This window comes from Pelagimonas phthalicica (assembly GCF_004364805.1).
GTDB lineage: Bacteria > Pseudomonadota > Alphaproteobacteria > Rhodobacterales > Rhodobacteraceae > Pelagimonas > Pelagimonas phthalicica.
Genome location: NZ_SOAP01000001.1, coordinates 291,165 through 311,899 on the forward strand (window position 1 = coordinate 291,165; position 20,735 = coordinate 311,899).

General features: G+C 57.7%; 25 protein-coding genes and 1 tRNA gene. 9 read left to right on the forward strand and 17 right to left on the reverse strand.

All coding sequences use genetic code 11. The features are described 5' to 3' along the window. Positions 1 to 315: 315 nt before the first annotated feature. The gene (locus CLV87_RS01440) at positions 316 to 639 is read right to left on the reverse strand and encodes a hypothetical protein (protein WP_099244013.1); all 324 of its coding nucleotides are present in this window, start codon (positions 637 to 639) and stop codon (positions 316 to 318) included. Positions 640 to 712: 73 nt separating this feature from the next. Beyond that, positions 713 to 1,492 carry a 23S rRNA (guanosine(2251)-2'-O)-methyltransferase RlmB gene (gene rlmB / locus CLV87_RS01445; protein ID WP_099244011.1) on the reverse strand — a complete coding sequence of 260 codons (780 nt, stop codon included), beginning with the start codon at positions 1,490 to 1,492 and terminating at the stop codon, positions 713 to 715. A gap of 130 nt (positions 1,493 to 1,622) precedes the next feature. Here rlmB and CLV87_RS23750 point away from each other — a divergent pair. The 8 genes from CLV87_RS23750 to CLV87_RS01480 all read left to right on the forward strand — a co-directional run bounded on the left by CLV87_RS23750 (position 1,623) and on the right by CLV87_RS01480 (position 8,252). Further along, positions 1,623 to 1,706: transfer RNA gene (locus CLV87_RS23750), tRNA-Tyr, on the forward strand. A 193-nt stretch (positions 1,707 to 1,899) separates the two neighbouring features. Then, a complete protein-coding gene (locus CLV87_RS01450; RefSeq protein ID WP_099244009.1) occupies positions 1,900 to 2,769 on the forward strand; it encodes a PhnD/SsuA/transferrin family substrate-binding protein in 870 nt (289 codons plus the stop codon). Then, on the forward strand, positions 2,762 to 3,574 hold the full coding sequence (locus CLV87_RS01455; RefSeq protein WP_235871807.1) for a phosphonate ABC transporter ATP-binding protein: 813 nt from the start codon (positions 2,762 to 2,764) through the stop codon (positions 3,572 to 3,574). Before CLV87_RS01450 ends, CLV87_RS01455 begins: the two co-directional genes overlap by 8 nt. Further along, the gene (gene phnE / locus CLV87_RS01460) at positions 3,567 to 4,373 is read left to right on the forward strand and encodes a phosphonate ABC transporter, permease protein PhnE (protein ID WP_099244005.1); all 807 of its coding nucleotides are present in this window, start codon (positions 3,567 to 3,569) and stop codon (positions 4,371 to 4,373) included. The genes CLV87_RS01455 and phnE (CLV87_RS01460) overlap by 8 nt, the downstream gene beginning before the upstream one ends. Next, positions 4,370 to 5,014: a class I SAM-dependent methyltransferase gene (locus CLV87_RS01465; RefSeq protein WP_099244004.1), complete on the forward strand. Its 645-nt coding sequence runs from the start codon at positions 4,370 to 4,372 to the stop codon at positions 5,012 to 5,014. The genes phnE (CLV87_RS01460) and CLV87_RS01465 overlap by 4 nt, the downstream gene beginning before the upstream one ends. A gap of 4 nt (positions 5,015 to 5,018) precedes the next feature. After that, positions 5,019 to 6,224, forward strand: a complete 1,206-nt coding sequence (locus CLV87_RS01470) for an alpha-D-ribose 1-methylphosphonate 5-triphosphate diphosphatase (RefSeq protein ID WP_099244002.1) — start codon at positions 5,019 to 5,021, stop codon at positions 6,222 to 6,224. A gap of 5 nt (positions 6,225 to 6,229) precedes the next feature. Further along, the gene (locus CLV87_RS01475; protein ID WP_099244001.1) at positions 6,230 to 7,345 is read left to right on the forward strand and encodes an MFS transporter; all 1,116 of its coding nucleotides are present in this window, start codon (positions 6,230 to 6,232) and stop codon (positions 7,343 to 7,345) included. Positions 7,346 to 7,424: 79 nt separating this feature from the next. After that, the gene (locus CLV87_RS01480) at positions 7,425 to 8,252 is read left to right on the forward strand and encodes a sugar phosphate isomerase/epimerase family protein (RefSeq protein WP_099243999.1); all 828 of its coding nucleotides are present in this window, start codon (positions 7,425 to 7,427) and stop codon (positions 8,250 to 8,252) included. Position 8,253: 1 nt separating this feature from the next. Here CLV87_RS01480 and CLV87_RS01485 read toward each other — a convergent pair whose 3' ends face one another. From CLV87_RS01485 to phnF, 15 genes are all read right to left on the reverse strand, one after another. Further along, positions 8,254 to 8,742: a hypothetical protein gene (locus CLV87_RS01485; protein ID WP_099243997.1), complete on the reverse strand. Its 489-nt coding sequence runs from the start codon at positions 8,740 to 8,742 to the stop codon at positions 8,254 to 8,256. Beyond that, positions 8,739 to 9,293 (reverse strand): hypothetical protein, encoded by a 555-nt coding sequence (locus CLV87_RS01490; protein WP_099243995.1) that lies wholly within the window; start codon positions 9,291 to 9,293, stop codon positions 8,739 to 8,741. The genes CLV87_RS01485 and CLV87_RS01490 overlap by 4 nt, the downstream gene beginning before the upstream one ends. A 69-nt stretch (positions 9,294 to 9,362) precedes the next feature. After that, on the reverse strand, positions 9,363 to 9,995 hold the full coding sequence (locus CLV87_RS01495; protein ID WP_099243993.1) for a DapH/DapD/GlmU-related protein: 633 nt from the start codon (positions 9,993 to 9,995) through the stop codon (positions 9,363 to 9,365). Then, positions 9,992 to 10,849 carry a phosphonate ABC transporter, permease protein PhnE gene (gene phnE, locus CLV87_RS01500; protein WP_099243991.1) on the reverse strand — a complete coding sequence of 286 codons (858 nt, stop codon included), beginning with the start codon at positions 10,847 to 10,849 and terminating at the stop codon, positions 9,992 to 9,994. The genes CLV87_RS01495 and phnE (CLV87_RS01500) overlap by 4 nt, the downstream gene beginning before the upstream one ends. Further along, positions 10,846 to 11,778, reverse strand: coding sequence for a phosphonate ABC transporter, permease protein PhnE (gene phnE / locus CLV87_RS01505; RefSeq protein ID WP_099243989.1), 933 nt, complete (start codon positions 11,776 to 11,778; stop codon positions 10,846 to 10,848). The genes phnE (CLV87_RS01500) and phnE (CLV87_RS01505) overlap by 4 nt, the downstream gene beginning before the upstream one ends. Before the next feature lie 58 nt (positions 11,779 to 11,836). Then, complete coding sequence (gene phnD, locus CLV87_RS01510) at positions 11,837 to 12,748, reverse strand: phosphonate ABC transporter substrate-binding protein (protein ID WP_099243987.1); 912 nt, start codon at positions 12,746 to 12,748, stop codon at positions 11,837 to 11,839. A 63-nt stretch (positions 12,749 to 12,811) separates the two neighbouring features. Beyond that, entirely contained in the window at positions 12,812 to 13,612 is an 801-nt protein-coding gene (gene phnC / locus CLV87_RS01515) for a phosphonate ABC transporter ATP-binding protein (RefSeq protein WP_099243985.1), read from the reverse strand. Positions 13,613 to 13,698: 86 nt separating this feature from the next. Continuing rightward, a complete protein-coding gene (locus tag CLV87_RS01520; RefSeq protein WP_099243983.1) occupies positions 13,699 to 14,871 on the reverse strand; it encodes an alpha-D-ribose 1-methylphosphonate 5-triphosphate diphosphatase in 1,173 nt (390 codons plus the stop codon). Continuing rightward, entirely contained in the window at positions 14,858 to 15,577 is a 720-nt protein-coding gene (locus CLV87_RS01525; RefSeq protein WP_099243981.1) for a phosphonate C-P lyase system protein PhnL, read from the reverse strand. Before CLV87_RS01525 ends, CLV87_RS01520 begins: the two co-directional genes overlap by 14 nt. Beyond that, a complete protein-coding gene (locus CLV87_RS01530; RefSeq protein WP_099243979.1) occupies positions 15,574 to 16,371 on the reverse strand; it encodes an ATP-binding cassette domain-containing protein in 798 nt (265 codons plus the stop codon). Before CLV87_RS01530 ends, CLV87_RS01525 begins: the two co-directional genes overlap by 4 nt. Then, the gene (locus CLV87_RS01535; RefSeq protein ID WP_099243977.1) at positions 16,368 to 17,282 is read right to left on the reverse strand and encodes an alpha-D-ribose 1-methylphosphonate 5-phosphate C-P-lyase PhnJ; all 915 of its coding nucleotides are present in this window, start codon (positions 17,280 to 17,282) and stop codon (positions 16,368 to 16,370) included. Before CLV87_RS01535 ends, CLV87_RS01530 begins: the two co-directional genes overlap by 4 nt. Then, positions 17,279 to 18,370, reverse strand: coding sequence for a carbon-phosphorus lyase complex subunit PhnI (locus tag CLV87_RS01540; protein WP_099243975.1), 1,092 nt, complete (start codon positions 18,368 to 18,370; stop codon positions 17,279 to 17,281). Before CLV87_RS01540 ends, CLV87_RS01535 begins: the two co-directional genes overlap by 4 nt. Then, positions 18,370 to 18,912: a phosphonate C-P lyase system protein PhnH gene (phnH, locus tag CLV87_RS01545; RefSeq protein ID WP_099243973.1), complete on the reverse strand. Its 543-nt coding sequence runs from the start codon at positions 18,910 to 18,912 to the stop codon at positions 18,370 to 18,372. The genes CLV87_RS01540 and phnH overlap by 1 nt, the downstream gene beginning before the upstream one ends. After that, on the reverse strand, positions 18,912 to 19,328 hold the full coding sequence (locus CLV87_RS01550) for a phosphonate C-P lyase system protein PhnG (RefSeq protein ID WP_235871808.1): 417 nt from the start codon (positions 19,326 to 19,328) through the stop codon (positions 18,912 to 18,914). The genes phnH and CLV87_RS01550 overlap by 1 nt, the downstream gene beginning before the upstream one ends. Continuing rightward, positions 19,321 to 20,040: a phosphonate metabolism transcriptional regulator PhnF gene (gene phnF / locus CLV87_RS01555; protein ID WP_099243969.1), complete on the reverse strand. Its 720-nt coding sequence runs from the start codon at positions 20,038 to 20,040 to the stop codon at positions 19,321 to 19,323. The genes CLV87_RS01550 and phnF overlap by 8 nt, the downstream gene beginning before the upstream one ends. 222 nt (positions 20,041 to 20,262) lie before the next feature. On the opposite strand from phnF, the gene CLV87_RS01560 reads away from it, so the two are divergent. Further along, complete coding sequence (locus CLV87_RS01560) at positions 20,263 to 20,733, forward strand: GNAT family N-acetyltransferase (protein WP_099243967.1); 471 nt, start codon at positions 20,263 to 20,265, stop codon at positions 20,731 to 20,733. The last annotated feature ends 2 nt before the right edge of the window (positions 20,734 to 20,735 follow it).

Sequence of the window (20,735 nt, forward strand, 5' to 3'; positions counted from 1 at the left end):
CAGGGGTTAGGGTCAGGATGCATTGATTTGGCACCACTGGCGCAGGAAGAGCAATAAAGCAGAGGTTTTGGACGCGCAGGAACTGGCGGGGTCAATTGCAAGCGGTCAAAGCCGCTGCTTTGCAGCGCTTCCTGCGTCTGTCTCCCCAAAGGGGAGCCAATTGTAATGGCGCACCTCTGGTGCGACAGATTTACCTGATCTTGCCCCTGATCTGCGTTACATCACCTTGAAATACAACCAGTATTTCTGTGCCGATTTGCTTTGTCAGGAACAAGATCAGGTAAACCAGTGGCGTCAAATCAATGCATCCTGGCCCTAGTCAAAAATGTCCTCGATGAAATCAAACGCCTCATCAAAGAGCTTGGCCCCAAAGCCTTTGCGCTTCTTCTGCTTTTTGCGCTTTTCAACATAGCTGCCTTTTGGCGGTTTGCGATGATCCTTGCCCTTGGATTTCTTTCCGATAGGCCGGGCCGGGCCTGCCCCGTCGATATGGGCGACACCCGCCACGCTGGATTTGATCCGCTTCAGGTCATGCAGCGGTGCCCCGCAGGAGCTGCAGACCAGCTCATGACGGGCCTTGTCCAGAACCAAAGCCGCGCGGGTTCCGCAGTAACAACAGGTGGCAATCTTGGCGTCCATGAACCCTCTATCCTTTTGACTTTGGGTCAATATGGGGATGCCTGAGGGAAATGTCAGCCCCTCGGTCCCATGTTCATGCACGCGCGGCGTATAGAGCGACAGCCGCTGCGTTGGAAACGTTCAAAGAGCCAAATTCGCCAGCAAAATCAATCCGCACCAATTGGTCCACGGTTTCTTTGGTCTTGGGGCGCAGCCCCGGCCCTTCTGCCCCGAGAACCATGGCAATCGGCGCATCCCGCCGCCCCTCGACCGCCTGTTCGATGGTCTGCTCGCCTTCGCCATCCAGGCCCAGAACCAGATAGCCCATATTCTGCAATTCAACGATCGTATCAGACAGGTTGCGCATGCGCAGATAGGGCTGGCGTTCCAAAGCGCCCGAAGCGGTTTTGGCCAAAGCCCCGGTTTCCGGCGCCGCGTGATGGCGGGTACCGATCACAGCCTGAGCGCCGAACACCTCGGCCGAACGCAGAATCGCCCCGACATTATGGGGGTCCGAGACACGATCCAGCAGGACCAGACGCAAAGGGCGATCATCTGCCGTGATGGCCACCTCTTGCAATGCACCCCAATTCAGCGGTTTCACCTCAAGCGCGGCCCCCTGATGTACCGATTGCGGATCAAGCGGTGCTTTGAATTTGCGCGGGTCCTGGACTTCCGGTTCGATCCCCGATTCCTTGACCGCATCTGCCAGCTTGTCCGCCGCGTTTGGAGTCAGAATCAAACGCAGCTTTTCCCGGCGCGGATTGACCAAGGCATCGCGCACCGCATGCAGACCAAAAAGCCAGACGGTTTCCGCCGCAGCCGCCCGTTTTGCCTGTTCTTTTTCGATCACCCATTTCGGTTTTTGTGCCATCTCATGCGCCCTTGCTATCTGATGTGTCTCCTTGCACCCAACAAAGATGAAAGCCAAGAGATTTTCCTGTTGACGCCGCTTTGGGTGGGCTGTATTCCGCCCCTCACGCTGACATTGGCAGCGCAACGGTGGGCGACAGGCCGCAAGGTGTGGCAGGGGACTGTAACTCCCTCGAGGCGACTCACGCCTGGTTCGATTCCAGGGTCGCCCACCATTCAATCTTCAAAGAAATGAACAACTTGAACCGCGATATGCGGCGCATTTGTCGTGGTTTTCAGGTTCATTTCCACCTGTTTCCGACACTTGGCTCGCCCCAAAAGGACATAAAACTTTGGGCTGGCTGACATCCCCCCGTTACAGAACGGATCAAATCATTCGAATGAATTTCACCTTGGGAGTGCATTCAAATGAAACTTCGTTCGATTCTGGCCGGGGCTGTTCTGGCCGCATCCGCTGCCTTTGCCGCTCAGGCGGAAACCTGGAAACTGGCTGTCACCGATGTTGAAGGCATGGAACGCCTGCAGCTGGAATGGGGACCGTTCAAGGACGCCATCGAAGCTGCCACCGGCGAGAGCTTTGAGTTCTTTGCGGTCAATTCGCGCACCGCAGCCGCCGAAGCCTTGCGTGGCGAAACCGTGGATTTTGTTGTTTCCGGTCCGGCGGAATATGTGGTGATCAACAAGCTGACCAAGGCCACGCCTCTGATCGGCCTGGGTCGCCCTGACTATCACTGCGCCATCATCGTGCGCGCCGATAGCGGCATCAACGTGCCTGCCGATCTGAAGGGCAAGAAGGTTGCCTTTGGCGATATCGGCTCCACATCGAACATGCTCTGCCCGATGCAGGTTCTGGCGGATCATGGTGTTGATCCGGTCAATGATCTGGAAAAAACCCACACATCGCGCAACATCGCCCATGAGGCGCTAAAGGCAGGCGACGTGGATGCTATTGGCTCGAACGCAGGCAGCTGGCTGAATGTGCGCGCCAAGGAAACCGAACTGCCCTATGGTTTCTTCAAGATGATCGCACGGTCCGGCGACTTGCCAAATGACATGATCATGGTTGGCGCGCACGTCCCCGCCGACAAGGCTGAGATGGTCAAGACCGCCATTCTTGAAAACAAGGCAGAGATCATCGCGGGCATTACGGCCCACGAAGAGAACGATAAATATGTCGGCATGGATCTCGTCGCCATCGAAGACAGCGCCTATGACTATGTGCGCTCGATGTATTCCAACGCGGGTTTCCCGCAATTCGACAAGTTCATCGGTGACTGATCTTCTCGACAAGCAGACCGCACAAGAGCGGTCGACCGGAACCGGGGCAGGTTTTGCCCCGGTTTTGCCCGTTGATATTCGCGCCTGCGCTTTGAGCAAGAGCTTTGGTGATACCCTGATTTTCTCGGATGTGTCCTTTGGACTGTCTCGTGGTGAGGCCGTGGCCATTGTGGGGTCAAACGGAACCGGAAAATCCACACTGCTGCGCTGCATCATGGGGTTGATTGCGGCAGATAGCGGTCAGGTTGAGATGCTGGGCACAAATGTGAGCGCCGCGCGTCCCGCCGAGTTGCGCAAATTGCGAGCACAGGTTGGGCTGGTGTCGCAGAAACACAACCTGGTCCCGCGGCTTAGCGTCCTGTCCAACGTGGTCCATGGACTGCTAGGGCAGCACCCAGGCCTGCGTCATTGGAGCCAGGCATTGGCCCCGACAGGTTCGCGCGAAGCCGCGATGGAGGCCTTGGGCAAAGTTGGCCTGGCCGATCTGGCCAATCGTCGCGCAGACCGCTTGTCAGGCGGACAATCCCAACGCGTCGCCATTGCCCGCGCCTTGGTTGGTCAGCCCAAAATCCTGTTCGCCGATGAACCCACCGCTTCGCTGGATCCAGCCGCTGGCGAGGACGTGATGGACCTGTTCTTTTCTCTGGCCCGCAAACAAGGTGTCACCGTTGTCTTCATCTCCCACCATATGAGCCATGCGCTGACTTATGGCGACCGCGTGCTTGGGCTGGCGGGTAAAAAACTGCGACTGGACACGCGCGCCGATCATTTGAACGAGGCCGAGTTGCGAGAGCTATATGACTGACATTTCTCACCCTGCCCGCTTTGAACGCCCTTCGGCGCTGGCCTTTCTTGGCTACGCTGTTGGGCTTGTTATCATCTTTTGGTCGTTTGCCGGTGCGGGTTTTTCACTCGACAAGGTCATCTCATCGCCGCCGCGCTTTGCCGATTTTCTTGATCGCGCCTTCCCGCCCAATCTTGAACCCAAAGTTCTGAGTAGGCTTGGTTGGAAGATGGTCGAAACCTTGCAGATCGCTTTGGCCGGGGCGGTGATCGGCGTTATTCTGTCCTTGCCGGTCGCCTTGCTGGCGGCGCGCGGATTGATCGCCGGACCATGGATCAACCAGATCACTCGTACCAGCCTGGGTTTCATCCGCGCCGTGCCAGATATCGCCTGGGCGCTGGTCTTTGTGGTGGCCGTTGGCCTTGGCCCCTTTGCTGGAATGCTGGCCATTGCGATTGATACAATCGGGTTCTGTGGCCGTTTCTTTGCCGACGATATGGAGGCGGTCGAGAAAGGCCCATCTGAAAGCTTGACCGCAACAGGTGCGCGCAGGCTGGATGTTGTGGCCTGCGCCACAGTCCCCGCCGCCCTTCCCGCCTTCATCTCAACCTCGCTTTTCGCGCTAGAAAAAGCGGTGCGCTCCTCCACCATTCTGGGTCTTGTGGGGGCTGGCGGCATCGGGATTGAGCTCAAGGTCGGGTTCGATCTTTTTGATTATCCCACCGCTATGACGGTTATTTTGATGATCGCGGTCGTTGTCATCGGGATCGAACAAATCAGCAGTAAGGCCCGAAGCCGCATTATCGGAGAACAAAGATGAAGTCGGACACAGCAGACAGCCATTGGAACGATCAATGGGCCAATATCGAAGCAGACAGCAAGTGGCTGACACCCGAGGCCGAAGTGATCACTTGGGCCAAGGGTTTGCAGCCCGGCGCGCGTATCCTTGATCTGGGTGCTGGCGTCGGTCGCCACGCATTATGGCTGGCCAGCCATGGCTTTGACGTGGTCGCACTCGACGCGGCCCCCGAAGGGTTGACCGAAATAGACAAGGCAGGCGGTGTTGAGACCGTTCTGGCGCGCATGGATGCGTTGCCGTTTGAAGATCAAAGCTTTGACCACGTTCTGAGCTGGAACGTCATCTATCATGGCAATGAAGAAGTGCTGAGCCGCAGCATTTCTGAAATTCAGCGGATCACCAAACCGGGTGGGAGCTTTCTGGGTACCATGTTGTCCAACCGGCGTTTGCCTTTTGAACAGGCACGCTATCCGGGGCAGGAAATCAGCCGCAACACATGGGTGTTCGACGCTCCGGGAACCGATAAGATCCATCCGCATTACTTTTGTAATGCGCAGGATCTCTTGGCGCTGTTCAAAGGCTTTGAAATCACCTGGTTGCATGATCGAGAGCATGAAAAGCCCGGCTCCTGGCATTGGCACTTGGTCATGGAAAGGCTGTAAGGTGATGTTCACATTCGAAGGGGCCAGCGTTTTTCTGGCTGATGACATTGTCGAAACGACAGTCACGGTCGCGGACGGGGTGATTATTGAGATCGGAGGTCCAGCGCAGGGCGAAGTCATTAACGCGCGCGGGCACATTTTGGCTCCGGCGCTGATTGACGTGCATGGGGACGCGTTTGAACGCCAGCTCATGCCTCGCCCCGGCGTGTTCTTCCCCATCGAGACCGCCGTACTGGAAACCGACCGGCAATTAGCAGTCAATGGCATCGCGACGACCTATCATTCGGTTACGCTGAGCTTTGAATCAGGGTTGCGCAGCGTCGCGCGCGGGCATGAGTTGATGAAGACCATTCGTGCCCTCGCCCCGCGCCTGCTGGTGGAAAACCGCATCCAGCTGCGGTGGGAGACCTTTGCCTTTGAAGCGCTTGACGTGCTGGACTGGGCTTTGGACGCGCCGCTGAAACCCTCCTTGGCATTCAATGACCATCTGTCAATGAGCATGCGCCCCTTTGACATGGCCGTACAGGACCGCCCGTTTGAACACAGCCCAGATTTCGACACGGTCAGCGTGCATGATGAACGCCTTACCAGGCGTCACGCCAAACAGGCGGAACGCTCGGGTAAGGATCTGGACAGTTATATGGCACATCTGAGCGAAGTCTGGGATCGTCGCCCTCAGGTGTTACCCAAAATGCAAGAGGTCGCAGCAAAGGCCAAAGCCCGAGGCATACCGATGCTCAGCCATGATGATACTCAGGCTGAAACCCGCGATTTCTATCGAGGTTTGGGCGCATCGGTGGCGGAATTTCCGATGACAATGGGGCCAGTGGCTTCGGCGCGGGATAACGGCGATATGATCATCTTTGGCGCACCCAATGCGGTGCGCGGCGGCAGCCATATCGGGTCGCTCGCGGCAGCGGATATGGTTGAAGATGGGCTCTGTGATGTGCTGGCCTCAGACTACTATTACCCGGCCATGCTGGCGGCGATGGATCGCCTGGATCGCGAAAAGCGCGCAGATCGGCTGGCGCTTTGGTCGCTCGTGTCGGGCGGCCCGGCCCGGGCCATGGGCTTATCGGATCGAGGCGAGATCGCCGTCGGCAAACGCGCTGACCTTGTTTTGGTTGATTGGCCAGACGGGCACGCACCCGCGATCCAAGGCACCTGGGTCGCCGGGCGCGCCGCATATCGCGGCATGCCCGCGGGCTAAGCCAAATGATGATCAGCCGCGATTACCTGCCTGCCATCGGCCTCGGCATTACCCAGATCATGGGCTATGGCTGCCTGATGTATGCCTATGCCGTTTTGCTGCCGCATATGGCAACAGATCTTGACCTGAGCCTGTCCGAGATCTTTGGCATCCTGTCTTTGGGTCTGTTTTTTGGTGGGTTGATCTCACCGCTTGCGGGGCGGTTGGTGGATCGGCATGGCGGGTATTGGGTCATGATGCTGGGTGCGGTCGTGGCCGGGTTGGCTTTGATGGCGATGAGCCTGGTCGCAGACACATCCGGATTGTTCTCGGCGATACTTCTGGCCGAGGCGGCGGGCATGTTTGTGCTGTATAACATCGCCTTTGCCAGTGTGACGCAGCTGGATTTAGCGGTTGCCCCGCAACGCTCGATCTCGGTGATCACGCTATTTGGCGGCGTCGCCTCGACCATTTTCTGGCCGCTAACCCTGACCCTTTTCAACACGGTCGGGTGGAAAATGACATGGATATATCTGGGCTTGGCCTATCTCGTCATCTGCCTGCCGCTGATACACCTTTCGCTGGCCCACCCCATGCGCGACCTTGAGCAACCGCACGCTGCCCAAAGCAACGAAACAGATTGGCCCGAGTTGAGCGGCACTGAACGCAAGCGCGGTTTGCTCTGGATGATCATTTCCTTTGTCTTTTCAGGCTATCTGATGGGCGCAGTCATGACGCTTTGGGTGACCAATGTACAAGATCTGGGCCATAGCGCCGCCATGGCCGCGCTGGCTGGGGCGCTGATCGGGCCATTCAAGACCGTTGGCCGCTTCTTTGAGATGTTGGTCAGCCGCAATCTCTACCCCCTGGCGACCTATGTCTTGGCTCTCGGCCTGATGATGGCGGGCTTTCTGACGCTCTTGCTCTTGGGCGTCACCCTGGCCGGAGTTCTCATTGCCGCCGCACTTTATGGCATGGGTGACGGGATCAAAACCATTGCCCGAGGCACTCTGCCCCTCGCCCTGTTTGGGGCCAAAGGTTATGGCGCGCGGCTGGGATGGATTTCCTTTGTCCAGATGAGTGTCAATGCCTCTGGGCCGTTCGCCTTTGCCTGGGTCACCCAGACATATGGCGGCTGGTGAAGCTTTGCCACGATGACCGCAATTCTGGCCTGCGCGCTGGCCAGCTACACCCTGATCCCCGACCCGAGGAGTTCCACCCATGCCCTTTCACCAGACCCCGCCCAAAATCGGAGCCTGCCTGAAGGCCAGTGAAATCGGCGATCATCGCGATTGGCTGTTCGAAGATCAACGCGACATCGAACTGCAGGATTTCGGCAGCCATCTTGCCTTGACCTCGGAGTTCGAGGATCGCATCGCCGCCGCAAATGCGGCACTGGATGGGCATTGGGGGCGACGCGGCATCCACGGCCCCTATGAAGGTCTGGACATGGACAACAAAGATCCAGAGCTGCGCCCGCTGATCACCGCGCGTTTTATCAAGGGTTTGGAGGCAGCCGAACGGGTTGGAGCGCGCCAAATGGTCCTGCATTCACCATATTCTCGTTGGTATCAGTGGAACCGGCTGGCGAAACCTAATTATGATGATACCAAGCTGAACCGCATCCATGACGTTATGGTCCCGATCGTGAAGAGTGCCGAAGACCTCGGCATCACCCTCGTGATCGAAAACATTCTCGACGTTGACCCGTCCAGCCGACGCATGATGGTCGACAGTTTTGGATCCCAGTATGTCAAGCTGTCGGTTGATACCGGCCATGCACATTTGGCACGGCGCATGTCGGGCGCCGCCCCGGTTGACTACTTTATCCGCGATGCTGGAGAACAACTGTCCCATGTGCATCTACAAGATCTGGACGGCCACGCAGATCGGCACTGGGCTCCGGGCGAAGGTGAAATCCATTGGCCCGAAGTGTTCCGCGCGCTTTCGGACTGCCCTTGCAAACCGCACCTGCTGCTTGAGCTACGGCGCAAATCCGATATTCCTGCGGGCTTTGCCTATCTCAAGGGGTTGGGATTGGTTCAGTGATCTAACCCAAAAAGATCAGCGCCACGCCGCCGGTCAGCAGAGGGATCGGACAGCTGAGTATCACTCGGGTGAAAAGGAAGTGAGGTCCGAGAAAAGCCAACTCTTCGGCAATGATCTTGGTCAGCGCAAAGAGTCCCCAGGCGGTGATATAGGCAACGATAGCCGGAGCAGTGGCACCGGCCTGAAGCGCGCCTGCGGCCAAGGCAAAGCTGACGAAACCGCCCCCGGGTGTGAAAATCCCCAGGCCCATACCAATCACAACCCCGGCAAAACCTGACGCATCACCGATATAATGTCGGACAAGCGTTTCTGGCAGCAGTTCCGCAAACAGCCCGGCCGAAATCAGCGCCAGCATCACCCGCGGCAGATTGGTAATCACCATGGAACGTACGCCCTGCAAGGCCTGGTCTCGCGCGGTGCCCGTTTCAAGTTTGCGCCACACCCAGCCTGCCAAAGCCATCAAAACCAGCGTGCCGATGACAATATTCATCGCATCACCTTTTGCGCCAGCCAGCCCAACAGAAACGGAACTGGCAGGCAAATGGCCACGCGCGCCAACACAAAATCGATCGGGAGAAAGGACATTTCCCAGATCACAGTGCGGTTTAAACCGTAAAGGCTCCAGGCAGTGACAAAGCTGATGAGCACTGCGGTGGACGCGCCAGCAGCGCGAAACCCAGCTGCCAACGGGAAGATCATCATCGGCCCGCCCGGTACCAGAGCGCCCGCAAGGCTTGCCATGGCCAGCCCGCGCGTGCCGCTGCCCTGCCCGACCCAACGGGTGATCACCTCTCGTGGGATCAGGATCGGAACGGCGGCAGCAACAAAGAAACCGCAGAGAATCTTAGGGCTTAACACCAATAAAAACCCGAGATAGCGCGCCATGATCTCAACCACGCGCCCTGGCCCATGCAACCATGCGACTCCTGTCGCCGCAGCCATCGCGATCACCAGCAGAATAACAAAGGACGTGTCAAAGGCACGCTGACGCCCCAGAGGTGAAGCCTCCTTTGTGGTTGTTTGCTCTGACTGAACACTCACGGCTGCTCTCCTTCTTGAGAGCGTTAATGCACCCTGTGGAAGGTTGGGAAACCCTACCCGCCATAAAGGTCAGGTTTTGCGGTATTTTTCAATGAAAGCATCGATGTTCAGCGCACGAATATCAGGCAAAGCGGCCTGGTATTTGTCGCGCGGCCAGTCCCAGACGGCGATGTCCATCAAGGCCTCGGCCTGGGCCTCGCTAAAGCGGCGCTTGATCACACGTGCGGGCACGCCTCCGACAACCGTATAAGGCGCGACGTCGCGCGTCACGACTGCCCCGGCCCCGATCACCGCCCCTGTGCCAATCTTAACACCTGCAGTCACTGTCACGCCGTGGCCGATCCAGACATCATGCCCGATCGTCACCCAATTCTCGCGCCGCCAGTCAAAGAAATCGTGATCATCCTCGCCCAGCCCATAGGCTTCGGCGCGATACACTGAATGGTGCTGAACCGCGCGCCAGGTTGGGTGATTTCCCGGGTTGATCCGCGTCGCATTGGCAATCGAACAGAATTTTCCAATCGTCGTCCAAACGACATGGCAATCCTTTGTGATATAGGAATAATCCCCCAATTTAGAGGATTTCATCATCGTACCGCGCCCGACCTCGGTCCAAACGCCCAATTCGCAGTCGCTAACGCTTGCCTCTGGGTGAATGGTTGGGGCTTCGCTGAGATGGGTTTTGGACCCTGCTCCGCTCATTTCGCAAGCTCCGATTTGCCGATGATCCGGGTGCGGATCAGACCCGAGAGGTAGTCGATTAGATAGACCATGGCGATGATCATAAAAATCATGGTCCAGGCCTGATCCCAGTGATAGGTGCTGATCCGGTCGCTGAGCAGAAAACCGATGCCCCCCGCGCCGACGATCCCCAGTATCGTGCCCGAGCGTACATTGGATTCAAAATTGTAGAGCAGAACCGAGAGATGCACGGGCAACACCTGTGGCATGATCGCATAGCGGATGGCCTGCAATCGCGACCCACCCGAGGCGACAACGCCCTCAACAGGTTTCCTGGACGTGTTTTCCAATGCTTCAGAAAAGAGCTTGGAAAAGGTGCCGATTTCGCTGACGGCGATGGCCAGAATGCCTGGCAAAGGCCCAAGCCCAAACGCACGAATAAAGATCAGCGCCAGGATCAGCGTTTCGAAGGCGCGGATGATATCATATCCCCGGCGCGTGCCCTGACGCAGCCAGAAAATGCGGTTGATATTCTTGGCCCCGAGAAAGGAGAGCGGAAAGGCGACGACAGCGCCGAGAACCGTGCCCAGAAACGCCATGGCGATGGTTTCACCAAGCGCGGTCAGGATTTCGAGCCATTCCGCCCAAGTTGACCAAAAATAGGGCGGGAACATAAAGCTCAGCACGCGTCCCAGCCGCCCGAGGCCGGTCCAGATGCGCTCTGGCGCAAAGTTGAAATCGTAAAGGCACCAGCAAAACAAACCAATAAAGCCAACCCAAAGCGCGATCTTGCGCGCGCGCATCGCGGCCGTGTCACGAAAAACACGGGGATGGGCTTCCATTGCGGTGCGAATGTCTTCTTGTGTCGGAATCATGCGCTTGGCCCTTTTTCTAATCCGATCACACGGTGGCGGAGTTTTTCTGAACCGTAGTCAATGACAATCACGGTAACGAAGATGATGATGAATAGCGCTGAGAGGTCCGTGTATTCCTGCAAAGACAGCGCTTCGCGGAACTCTTGCCCCAGGCCGCCCGCGCCGACATAGCCAATGATGGAACTGGCACGCACATTGATCTCGAAACGCAGCAAGGTATAGCTGATGATATTGGGCAAAACCTGCGGCACCGCACCATAGCGTATCTGGTCAAACCAAGTGCCACCAGCGGCTTTGACCCCTTCGAGCGGGCGCATGTCGATGTTTTCGTTCACCTCGGAATACAGCTTGCCCAGCGCGCCGGTGGCGTGCAGGCCAATCGCCAGCACCCCGGCCATAGGGCCGACAGAAAAGCAAAAGACAAAGATCAACGCCCAGACGAGTTCGGGGACGGTGCGGGCAATCTCAAGATAACGGCGGCTGACCCAAAGCACAGTCTTGTTCGGGGCCAAGTTACGCGCAGCCGGAAATGAGAGAAGAAAGCCACCTATAACACCCAGAGTGGTGGCCATGAACGCAATCAGGATGGTTTCCACCAGCAAGTTCAACCAGATCTTCCACCGCCAGAACCAATTGGCCAAATCCGCGCTAAGCGTCTCCCAGCTGAGTTCCGGCAATGTCTTGGCGATGAATTCTCCGAGCCGCGGAATACCGGCGGGAATGATCCAGCGCCATTCACGCGCGCCATCTGGCATCGTGACTTGTGTCACCTTGAAGAAATCCCCAAGCCAGGCGGAAAATGTGAACATGGCCAGAAAGATCACGCTGGCCACGAGCCAACCCATCTGGGTTCTGCGGCGCAAAGCGCTGTAATCAACCTCGAACTGCTGCATAGGCGACAGATCAGGCGTATCGGCAAAGGCGGTCATGGCGCGACGTCCCAAAAAGAAAGCCCCCGGCCAGATTGGCCGGGGGCGATGGTGGAGTTTAGGAAGAGCGACGCTGGCGCTTCAGCCAAGCACGCATGTCAACAATCCACTGATAGCGTTCGTGGTTGACTTCGATCCAGCCGGTTTGCGGGTTCGGATCTTCTTCTTTCCAGCCGGTCATGGCGCGGAACGCTTCCAGGTCTTTGTCCTGAACGGTCATCACTGCCTCTTTCACCGCATCTTTCAGCTCTTGTGGCAGGTTCGCGCGCGCGGTGAAGGGGCCAGAGGTGATTTCCGGGCTTTCCCAGATCGGGCAGACAACGCCCTCTTCGATCATGCCCTTGTCGATCATGCGCTGCCAACGGCCATCAACAGCGTTGTTCTGCCAAGTGGCTGCCGCATCAAAGGTGCCCTGAACCACGCCAGCAACACCGGCTTCGTGCGAGCCAGAGAAGGGGATCGCCGAGAAGAACGTCTTTGGGTCCACCTCTTTGGCGATGTTGAAATATGGAACCGCATAGCCCGATGTGCTGTCCGGGTCGGCAAAGGCCAAAACCTTGCCTTCGAGATCCTTGATGTCTTTGTAACCGTCGGCGCAGCGGGTTACGACGACCGAATAGTAACCGGTGGACCCGTCTTTACGCTGGCGCGAAACAAGTGGCTCAACCTTGCCGTCGGTGCCGGTATAGGCTGCGGCGTAGGAAGAGGAGCCAAAGAAGGCGAATTCGATCTGATCCGCGCCAATGGCTTGGATCACGCCGTCATAGTTGCCAGCGGTGAAGATTTCGACCTCAACACCCAACTCTTTTTCGAGATACAGCTCGAACGGGGTGTAACGCGCGATGCGGTCTTTTTCGTTTTCGCCCGACAGGATGCCGAATTTGATAACGGCATAGTCTTCTTTCCAGTCAGCCGCGACAGCAGCCGATGCGGTCAATGCGACCAGAGCGGTAGTAGCCAATAGTTTCATGGTGGTGTCCCCCAGGTTGGTTTGGCTTGGTGGTAAGTCGAGGTGATCCGCGATAGCCTGCGCTTAGGCAGGCACCGCAATGGATTGAGTGGAGGTGACGGCTTCGTTGAATTCGCGCAGCCCTTGCGTGCCATAGATGTCGCGCACAACATCATCGGTCAGCTGAGCGGCAGTGCCGTCGAAAAACACACGCCCGGCTCGCATGGCGATGATGCGGTCGCAATAGGCGCGTGCAGTATCCAGCGTGTGGAGGTTGACCAGCACGGTCAGCCCGTCTTCTTTGTTAATCTGCTTTAGCCCGTCCATGACCAGGGTGGCATTGGCCGGGTCAAGCGAGGCAATGGGTTCATCCGCCAGCATGATCTTGGGTTGTTGAACCAGCGCCTTGGCAATGGCTGCGCGTTGTTGTTGCCCGCCGGACAGGGTCCCGGCGCGCTGCAAGGCCTGTGGAACAAGATCGAGGCGATCCAGCGCTTGCAGCGCCATGGTGCGTTCCTCATCCGAGAATTGCATGGCCATTGAGCTGAGAAAGCCATGTTCCGCCAAACGCCCGATCAGCACATTGGTCAGAACATCCAGACGGTCCACAAGGTTGAACTGCTGGAAAATCATCGCGCAATCGCGTCGCCAGTCGCGCAATGCTTTGCCGCGCAGGCTGGTGATTTCCACACCGTCAAACGAAATCGACCCCGTAGTGGGGTCGATCAAACGGTTGATAAGACGGAGCATTGTGGATTTGCCGGCACCAGAGCGGCCAATCACGCCGACAAACTGACCCGGTTCGATATCCAGTGAAACTGTGTCCACGGCCTTTGTTTCAGCAAAGACCTTGGAGACCTTGGTAAGTGTAAGCGTTGCAGCCATGATGATTCATCCGAATGAATTTTCTAGGTTACATTCCGCTGTGAGTGTGACTGTGAGTTAACCTTTAGGTAACAGTTTCTGAAAGATCAGGCAGCGGCAAAGCCCTGGTGCAGCGAAGGTTGCACAATCCCGTTGGAATAGATGACCCGGCCTTCGCGCAGGGTTGCCACAACCCGGTCGCTTTGATCCACCAAAGCAAGGTCAGCACGTTTGCCCAGAGCAATTTCACCGCGATCAGAAAAGCCCAGCGCCTGCGCCGGATTGGCCGATGCCAAACGCGCCGCGCCTGCCAAACCATTCGGGTCAGACTTGGTCAGATTGCGAATGGCGGGCAGGATTGCAGCTGGGTGATAGTCTGCCGCGAGGATGTGCAACAGCCCAGCCGCTTGGGCATCACGGGCCGACAGGTTTCCGGAATAGCTTTGCCCGCGCATGGCATTGGGCGCGCCCATGGCTGTCATCATGCCACGCGCGCTGACCGCTTGCGCAGCCTCAAGCGTCACCGGGAACTCACTGATCACTGCGCCCAGATCTGCCATCAACTGCCCCTTGTCGGCGGTATCATCATCATGACTGGCCAGAGCAACCCCAGCTTCGCGACACAAACGCGACACGGTTTGCAGATTGTGCAGGACCTCTTCGCCCGGCGTGGCCGCGTCGATCCGCTCCTGAACCTTGGCCCGCGCCTCTTCGAGCGAGATGTTGTGATGGGCCGCGCGCAGTTCAATATGTCGTTCCAGATTACGATATTGCCCCTGCCCAGGCGTGTGATCCATGACCGAGACCAGATCGACCATGCCGTCACGCAACAGCCCTTCGAGCGCGTCAATCGCTGCGGTAAAGGTAATGTCAAACCGGGCATGAATACGGTGATCAACCCGGGCATGAGATTTGGCGGCCTTCAGCGCGCGGATCACCTCACTGGTATGGTCAAAAGAGCGACGTTCGCCATTCCGGGCACCTTTGGAAAAGGACACGGCCGCATAGGCGGTGGTGACACCTGCCGCAGCCAGCCGCACATCCAAAGCATTCAGCGCCACATTCATGGGGAAATCGACCTGCACGCGCGGCTCGATCTCTTGTTCGATCATATCGCCATGCATGTCAATGAAACCAGGGAACGCCGTCAGTCCCGCCCCCAGGCCGTGACCTGCGACCGGGGTTTCCGAAATCTCGACGATCACGCCATTTTCAATCCGCAAGGCACCGGCAGGCACAACGCGGTCAGGCAGAACAAGGGTCAGATCAGACAGCCACATCTGCACGGTCCTCTTCGTTATAATGATCGGGGGTCAAGTCAACGATACGATCTATCAGGTGCTCCACATCATCGGGGTGATGGAACACGCCAATCATGGCCGTGCCTTGCGACTTCAGCTCGGCCAGGCGCGCAACCAAAGCAGCGCGGGCCTTGGCGTCCAAAGACGCCGTCGGTTCATCCAGCAAAAGCAGCCGTTGCGGTAGGATCAGAGCGCGGGCCAGATTGACTTTTTGCTGCTCTCCTCCGGAAAAGGTCGTTGGATAAGCTGGCCAGAGGTCTGGCTTTACGCCGAAAATATCTAAGGCATGGCGGGCCTGCTCCAGCGCGTCGTCGGCTGCCACTCCCGCCAGGCGCAGCGGTTCGGCGACAATCGCCTCGGCACTGACCCGAGGGCGCGCCGTAAGGAATTGTGTGACAAAGCCAATCTCACTGCGGCGCAGGTAGGCGATGTCAACTTCTGCGGCCCGCGCAAGATCAATTTCTCCATGTGACGATTGAAACCGGATTTGTCCGGCTTGTGGCAGGTAAGAGCGGTACAAGGTGCGCAATAGCGTGGATTTACCCGCACCATTCGCCCCTTTGAGAAGCACAAACTCCCCTGCATCCACGGCAAAAGAGATTTTCGAAAAGGCCGCAATCCGATTGCCCAGATGGTGCAGGTCAAAGGCTTTGCTCAGCCCGTCGATTTCCAGAACAGCTGTCATAGTTTTGCATGCACCAATTGTTGCGTATAGGCGTGTTGCGGGTCTTGAAAGATTTGGTCCGCAAGGCCGGTTTCCACCACCTGCCCGCGCCGCATGACCATAACGCGATCCGCCAATGTGCGGATAACACCCAGATCATGGCTGACGATGACCATCGTAATCTGACGATCCTGTTGCAGACGTTTTAGCGTATCCAGCACTAGCGCCTGCACCGAGACATCCAAACCGGTGGTTGGTTCATCCAACAACAGCAAAGCGGGCTCTAGCGCGATGGCTTTGGCCAGTTGCACGCGCTGCTGCATACCCCCCGAAAGCTCAATCGGCGGCGCGTCAAGGCGTTCCAGCGGGAATTCCGAGGCTTCAAGCGCCGTTGTCGCCTTGGCGCGCAGGGTCGCAAAACTACGCTCGCCCGCCACCAAGAGGCGTTCGGCAACGTTGCCCGACGAGGAATGTTTCATCAGCAAGCCCAGATGTGGGTTTTGATAGACAATGCCGATCTTGGTGGCGCAAAGCATCCGGCGGGCAAACCGGTCAAGGTCGAACAGGTTGCCCTCGGTTTCGGGGAGATTAAGGCTGTAGCTGCCCTGATCCGGCGTTTCCTCAAGGTTCATCATGCGCAACAGCGTCGATTTCCCCGATCCGCTTTCGCCGACAATCCCCAACACTTCACCGGGATAGGCATAGGCCGAGACGTCGCGCAGTGCTTGAACATCCCCATAGGTTTTTGACACGTGATCCACCCGCAAGAGCGGCAGGGTTTTCACGAAACGGGGAGCTTCCAATGCCAGTGTCATTGCGCCATCTCCCCGTTTTTGTACCAGGTTTCGCCTTTGATGACGCCCTCTCCATCGCGCTGTCGAATGGCCTTGACACCCCATTCACTGTCCGACACCTCGTAGGTCGATGTTCCGCCATCTTGCGGAATTTCATTCATGAAAAAGCCCTTGGTCCCGGAACGATGGCATGTCAGGCCGCCATGATCTTCGACCCTGTAGGGCACATCTGAAAAGACCAGTGGCTCAACCCGGGTATAGGGCGGCACGGCATAGATGCGTTTCTCGCGTCCGGCAGACAGGATGGTCAGATGTTTAGCCATATGCAGCTTGGGCACGTCCCAGCGAGGGATTGGCGACGGGGTCATGATGTGGCGGCCATGCACCAGCGAAGGATAGCTGGCCCCCTGCATCACCCGCCCCGAACGCACGATCTGTTCATAGAGCTGCAGCCACATACGCCCGTAGTCGGCATCCGCATGCATCTGACGAGCGATGGACATATTGGGCTGAACCGGGCGCAACGGCTCGGGGTTTGGAACTTGCAGCACCAGGATCTGATCCTCGCTCAGGATCTCTTCGGGGATGCGGTGACGTGACTGGATCAAATCAGCCTGCAAGGTATCCATCGTGACAGGAGCCCCGGCCACCCGCGCAATAAAGCGGCGGATCGAGGCGGCATTGACACTGTCATCCGCCCCCTGATCAATCACTTTTACAGTGGTTTCTGGGTTCACCAAGGTCAGCGAAACCTGCAAACCTCCGGTCCCCCAGCCCCGCGCCATTGGCACTTCGCGGCTGGCATAGGGCATCTGGCAACCCGGCACCGCCACAGCTTTGATCATCTTGCGCCGCAACTCACGCTTGGCCGAGGCATCCAAAAAGCCATAGCTCATGGCCTCCCAAGGTTTGGTCAATTCAGAAAGGCTCATTCCGCAGGCTCGCTTTTTGTCGGGGCCGGGTCACTGGTAGCTGACTCAGTTTTGGCAGCGTTCTTGGCCTTGGCATCGCGCATGGCATCCAAAGAGGATTGAAAGGTGACGTAGTGTGGCAGTTTGAAATGGATACAAAAGCCCGAGCTTTCGACCCCTTCGGTGTGATAGAGAAAGAACTCTTCTTCGGTCGCTGACCCTTTTGGCGCGCCACCGCTGTTCAAGTCCAAAGTGGCGGCCGAGATACATTTGACTTCGTTCCAGCCAAAGGTCGCCGCAAAGCCAAGGTTGAGCTTTTCGGATTTCTTGCTGACGACCTCGGCCTGGCTGACTTTGACACGCCCCGCCGAGAATTTGCGCCCGTCGGGATGCGAGACAGTGATGTCCGCCTCGGCCAATCGCAATTCATTGACCGTTGGGTGTGCCTGCCCATAGCCGCGCATCGCGGCATAGCCCAGCGCTAGAACACCGCCTGTATCCGCCCGGGCAAGGCTTTGCAGGGTATGGGCACGTTTGGACGGGAAAAGCAGGGGTTCGCGAGTCAGATCGGGAATGTCACCGCCTGCGGTTTGATCCGGCTCTGGCAAATCCACCAGATCGTTCTCCGCCTGCCAAGCACTGACAGACGGTTGTTGCGCCGGGGCCGGCTGATCGGCGGGTTCGACTGAGGACGGGGTAAACCGATCACCGCGCAGCACATCTGTTGCCAGAATACGGTGGGCATAATCCAAAGTTGGCCCTAACACCTGCCCGCCGGGAATGTCCTTGAACGCAGCAGAAATGCGGCGATGAGTGAAAAGGTCGCCCTGCTCAACTGGCTCGGCGACGGTGAGGCGAGGTTGCGTCGTGCGCCAGGCCCGAAGCAGCAAAACCGCCTCATAAATCTCGCCGCCTGTTTGCGCCAAAGCCAGAGCCGCCAGATCTTCGTCATAAAGCGAGGCTTCGCCCATGACCCGATCTACGAGATAAGGCAGGCTTTGGCGAATATCGTTGACACGCTGCGCATCAAAGCTGCCGATCTCTTCACGAAACAGGCGTTCGGACTGCTCAATCGCCCGTTCGCCGCCGCGGGTTGCTACATAAGCCATTACAAAACCTCGACAATTGTGGAGCGGGGAAGAGCGGCCAGACGATCGCCATCCAGTAGGATCAGTTCAAACCCGGTTGGGTAGCGCATGACCTGCGCGCGCGTCTGCCAGAACCCATCAGGCAAGCCCGCAACTTGCAAATCGCAGGTTCCGTTGACCCCAGGGCCACTGAGACGCAGATGTGCACCTGCGCCCAATTTGCAGCGAAGGATCACCGTCGCGCCCTCATCAGGATAGAGGTCACTGCCCAGTTGAAGCGATTTCAAAACTTCGCTGTCTTGAACGGTGGCTAGGAATACATGGTCAGCGCTGGCCATATCGGCGATCTCAGCGCCAGAGCGCATGACCTGCGGTATCAGCAAGGGATCCGCTGAATACACCCGGCATTCACGATCAATCAGCGCATCGATCAAGGCAGCCTCGCCCGGTTTGGGCAAGTGCCGGATCTGCCCCGGGCGGCTAAGCGCCCAAAGCAAAGCATCAAAGCTGGCATTGGCCTCAATTTCTTCGGCACTGCGGAGGGGGGGGGCGGATTGGGACATCAAAACGTCTCCATGTTCACACGCGTCGCTTCTACCCGGCGCAGGGTTTCGCGATCTTCGGCGGCTTGGTCATTGGCGGCTTGGTCGCAAAAGGCAGCGCAGGCCTCTGACTGCACATCGTTTTGCAGCGCCAAATCGACCAGAGCCATGGCCATCGCCGCCTCAAGATCATGGCCGCGTCGCATGCCGTAACCTTGCTGGTCGCCAGCGCGAATATGTGCTTCGCTGACCAGAACCTCGCCTAGGTGAAATACGGTGCCTTGCGCCGTATCGCGCATGGGCAGCATGATAAGACCTGTCCGGCTTTTCAGCACGTCGATCTCTCCCAGATCCCCAATCAACGTTTCTGCAAAATGTTTTAACTTGTCGGGTGCGGCCCGTGCCAAAACGTCGAGTTGGGGGTCTGTGTCAGCCATCATCCTGCCCTGATATTGTGAATTTCACCCGCCCGGATGCCCAGATCACCCGGCTAAAAGAAATCGGAGCACCGTCCTGATCCGCATCCAGGGCCAAAACGACGATGACCGGTAAGTCGCTGTGTTGTTTCAGCGTTTTGGCCTCGTCAGGCTTGGCGGGACGTGCGTAGAAATCGGTTTCGGCGCGGTGATAATCATCGATGCCATAAGATTTGAAGGTCTCGGTTACCGAACCCAACACATCCCGCCGTTCAACAAAATCCGCAAAGCGATCCGCCGGATACCAAGCCGTGCCAAAGGCCACCGGCATTCCGTCGGCAAGCGTGATGCGGCGGCTTTCAACAACCTTTACCCCTTTGGGCAAGTTCAACGCTTCGCGCACCGGTTCGGGGGCAATGATCATATTGGCCCCTAGCAACGCACCAGTCACCTCGCATCCCTGCGGCAACAGATTACGGCGCAGGCGGGTGCGTTTGCCAATGGCGTAAGAAAGACGCGGCGCCTCTTCGACAAAGGTGCCGCGCCCTTGCTCAATGCTGACCTTACCGGCTTTGGCCAACGCATCGACCGCACGGCGCACAGAATGGCGCCCAGCCTCAAATCGCGCGGCAAGCTGCGGTTCGGTCGGCAGCTTGTCCCCGGGGCGCAGACGGCCGGAAGAGATATCATGTGCGAGCGCGTCGCGGATCATTGTCCAATTGGTCCGTGTCATGTCAGAATCATTCGAATGAATTTCAGATAGTAGCGTGACGTTACATCTAAGTGACAAGATTGCCGATCAGAAGCCACATTTGCCGATTTCCGCAGGCACAGCATTAAGGGAGGCCAGAACGGCCCAAACGTCGTGATGAAATCTGCAGCACGCGGGGAAAAGATTTGCTAAACCCGATTGGTTTCTCTTGGCGTGGTCAGAGGCTCGGCCTAGGGTCGCGTCATGAACCAGCAAACTTATTTCATTTCACAAATCACGGAATCCGACGACGGGGTTAATGCCCTATTGGCGCGTCACCATGCCGATATGCGCGCCGGATCACCCGAGGAAAGCTGCCACGTCATGACCGGTGACGAATTGCGCGCGGCCGGTGCGCAGGTCTTTGCCTTGCGTGATGGCGATGGGCAAGTGCAATCGATTGGGGCGTTGAAACCCTTTGGGCAAGCGGTAGAACTGAAAAGCATGCATACCGCGCGCGAGGCCCGAGGCCTGGGTTATGGTCGCAAGATGCTGGCGCATCTTTTGCAGGCGGCTAAAGATCAGGGCGCGCAAAGCGCCTGGTTGGAAACCGGCTCTCAGGAGGCGTTTGCACCGGCGCGGTCTCTGTATCATTCGGCAGGGTTCGAGATTTGCCCACCCTTCGGGGAATATGTCGAGGACCCTCTGAGCACCTTTATGACCAAGCGGCTCTGACC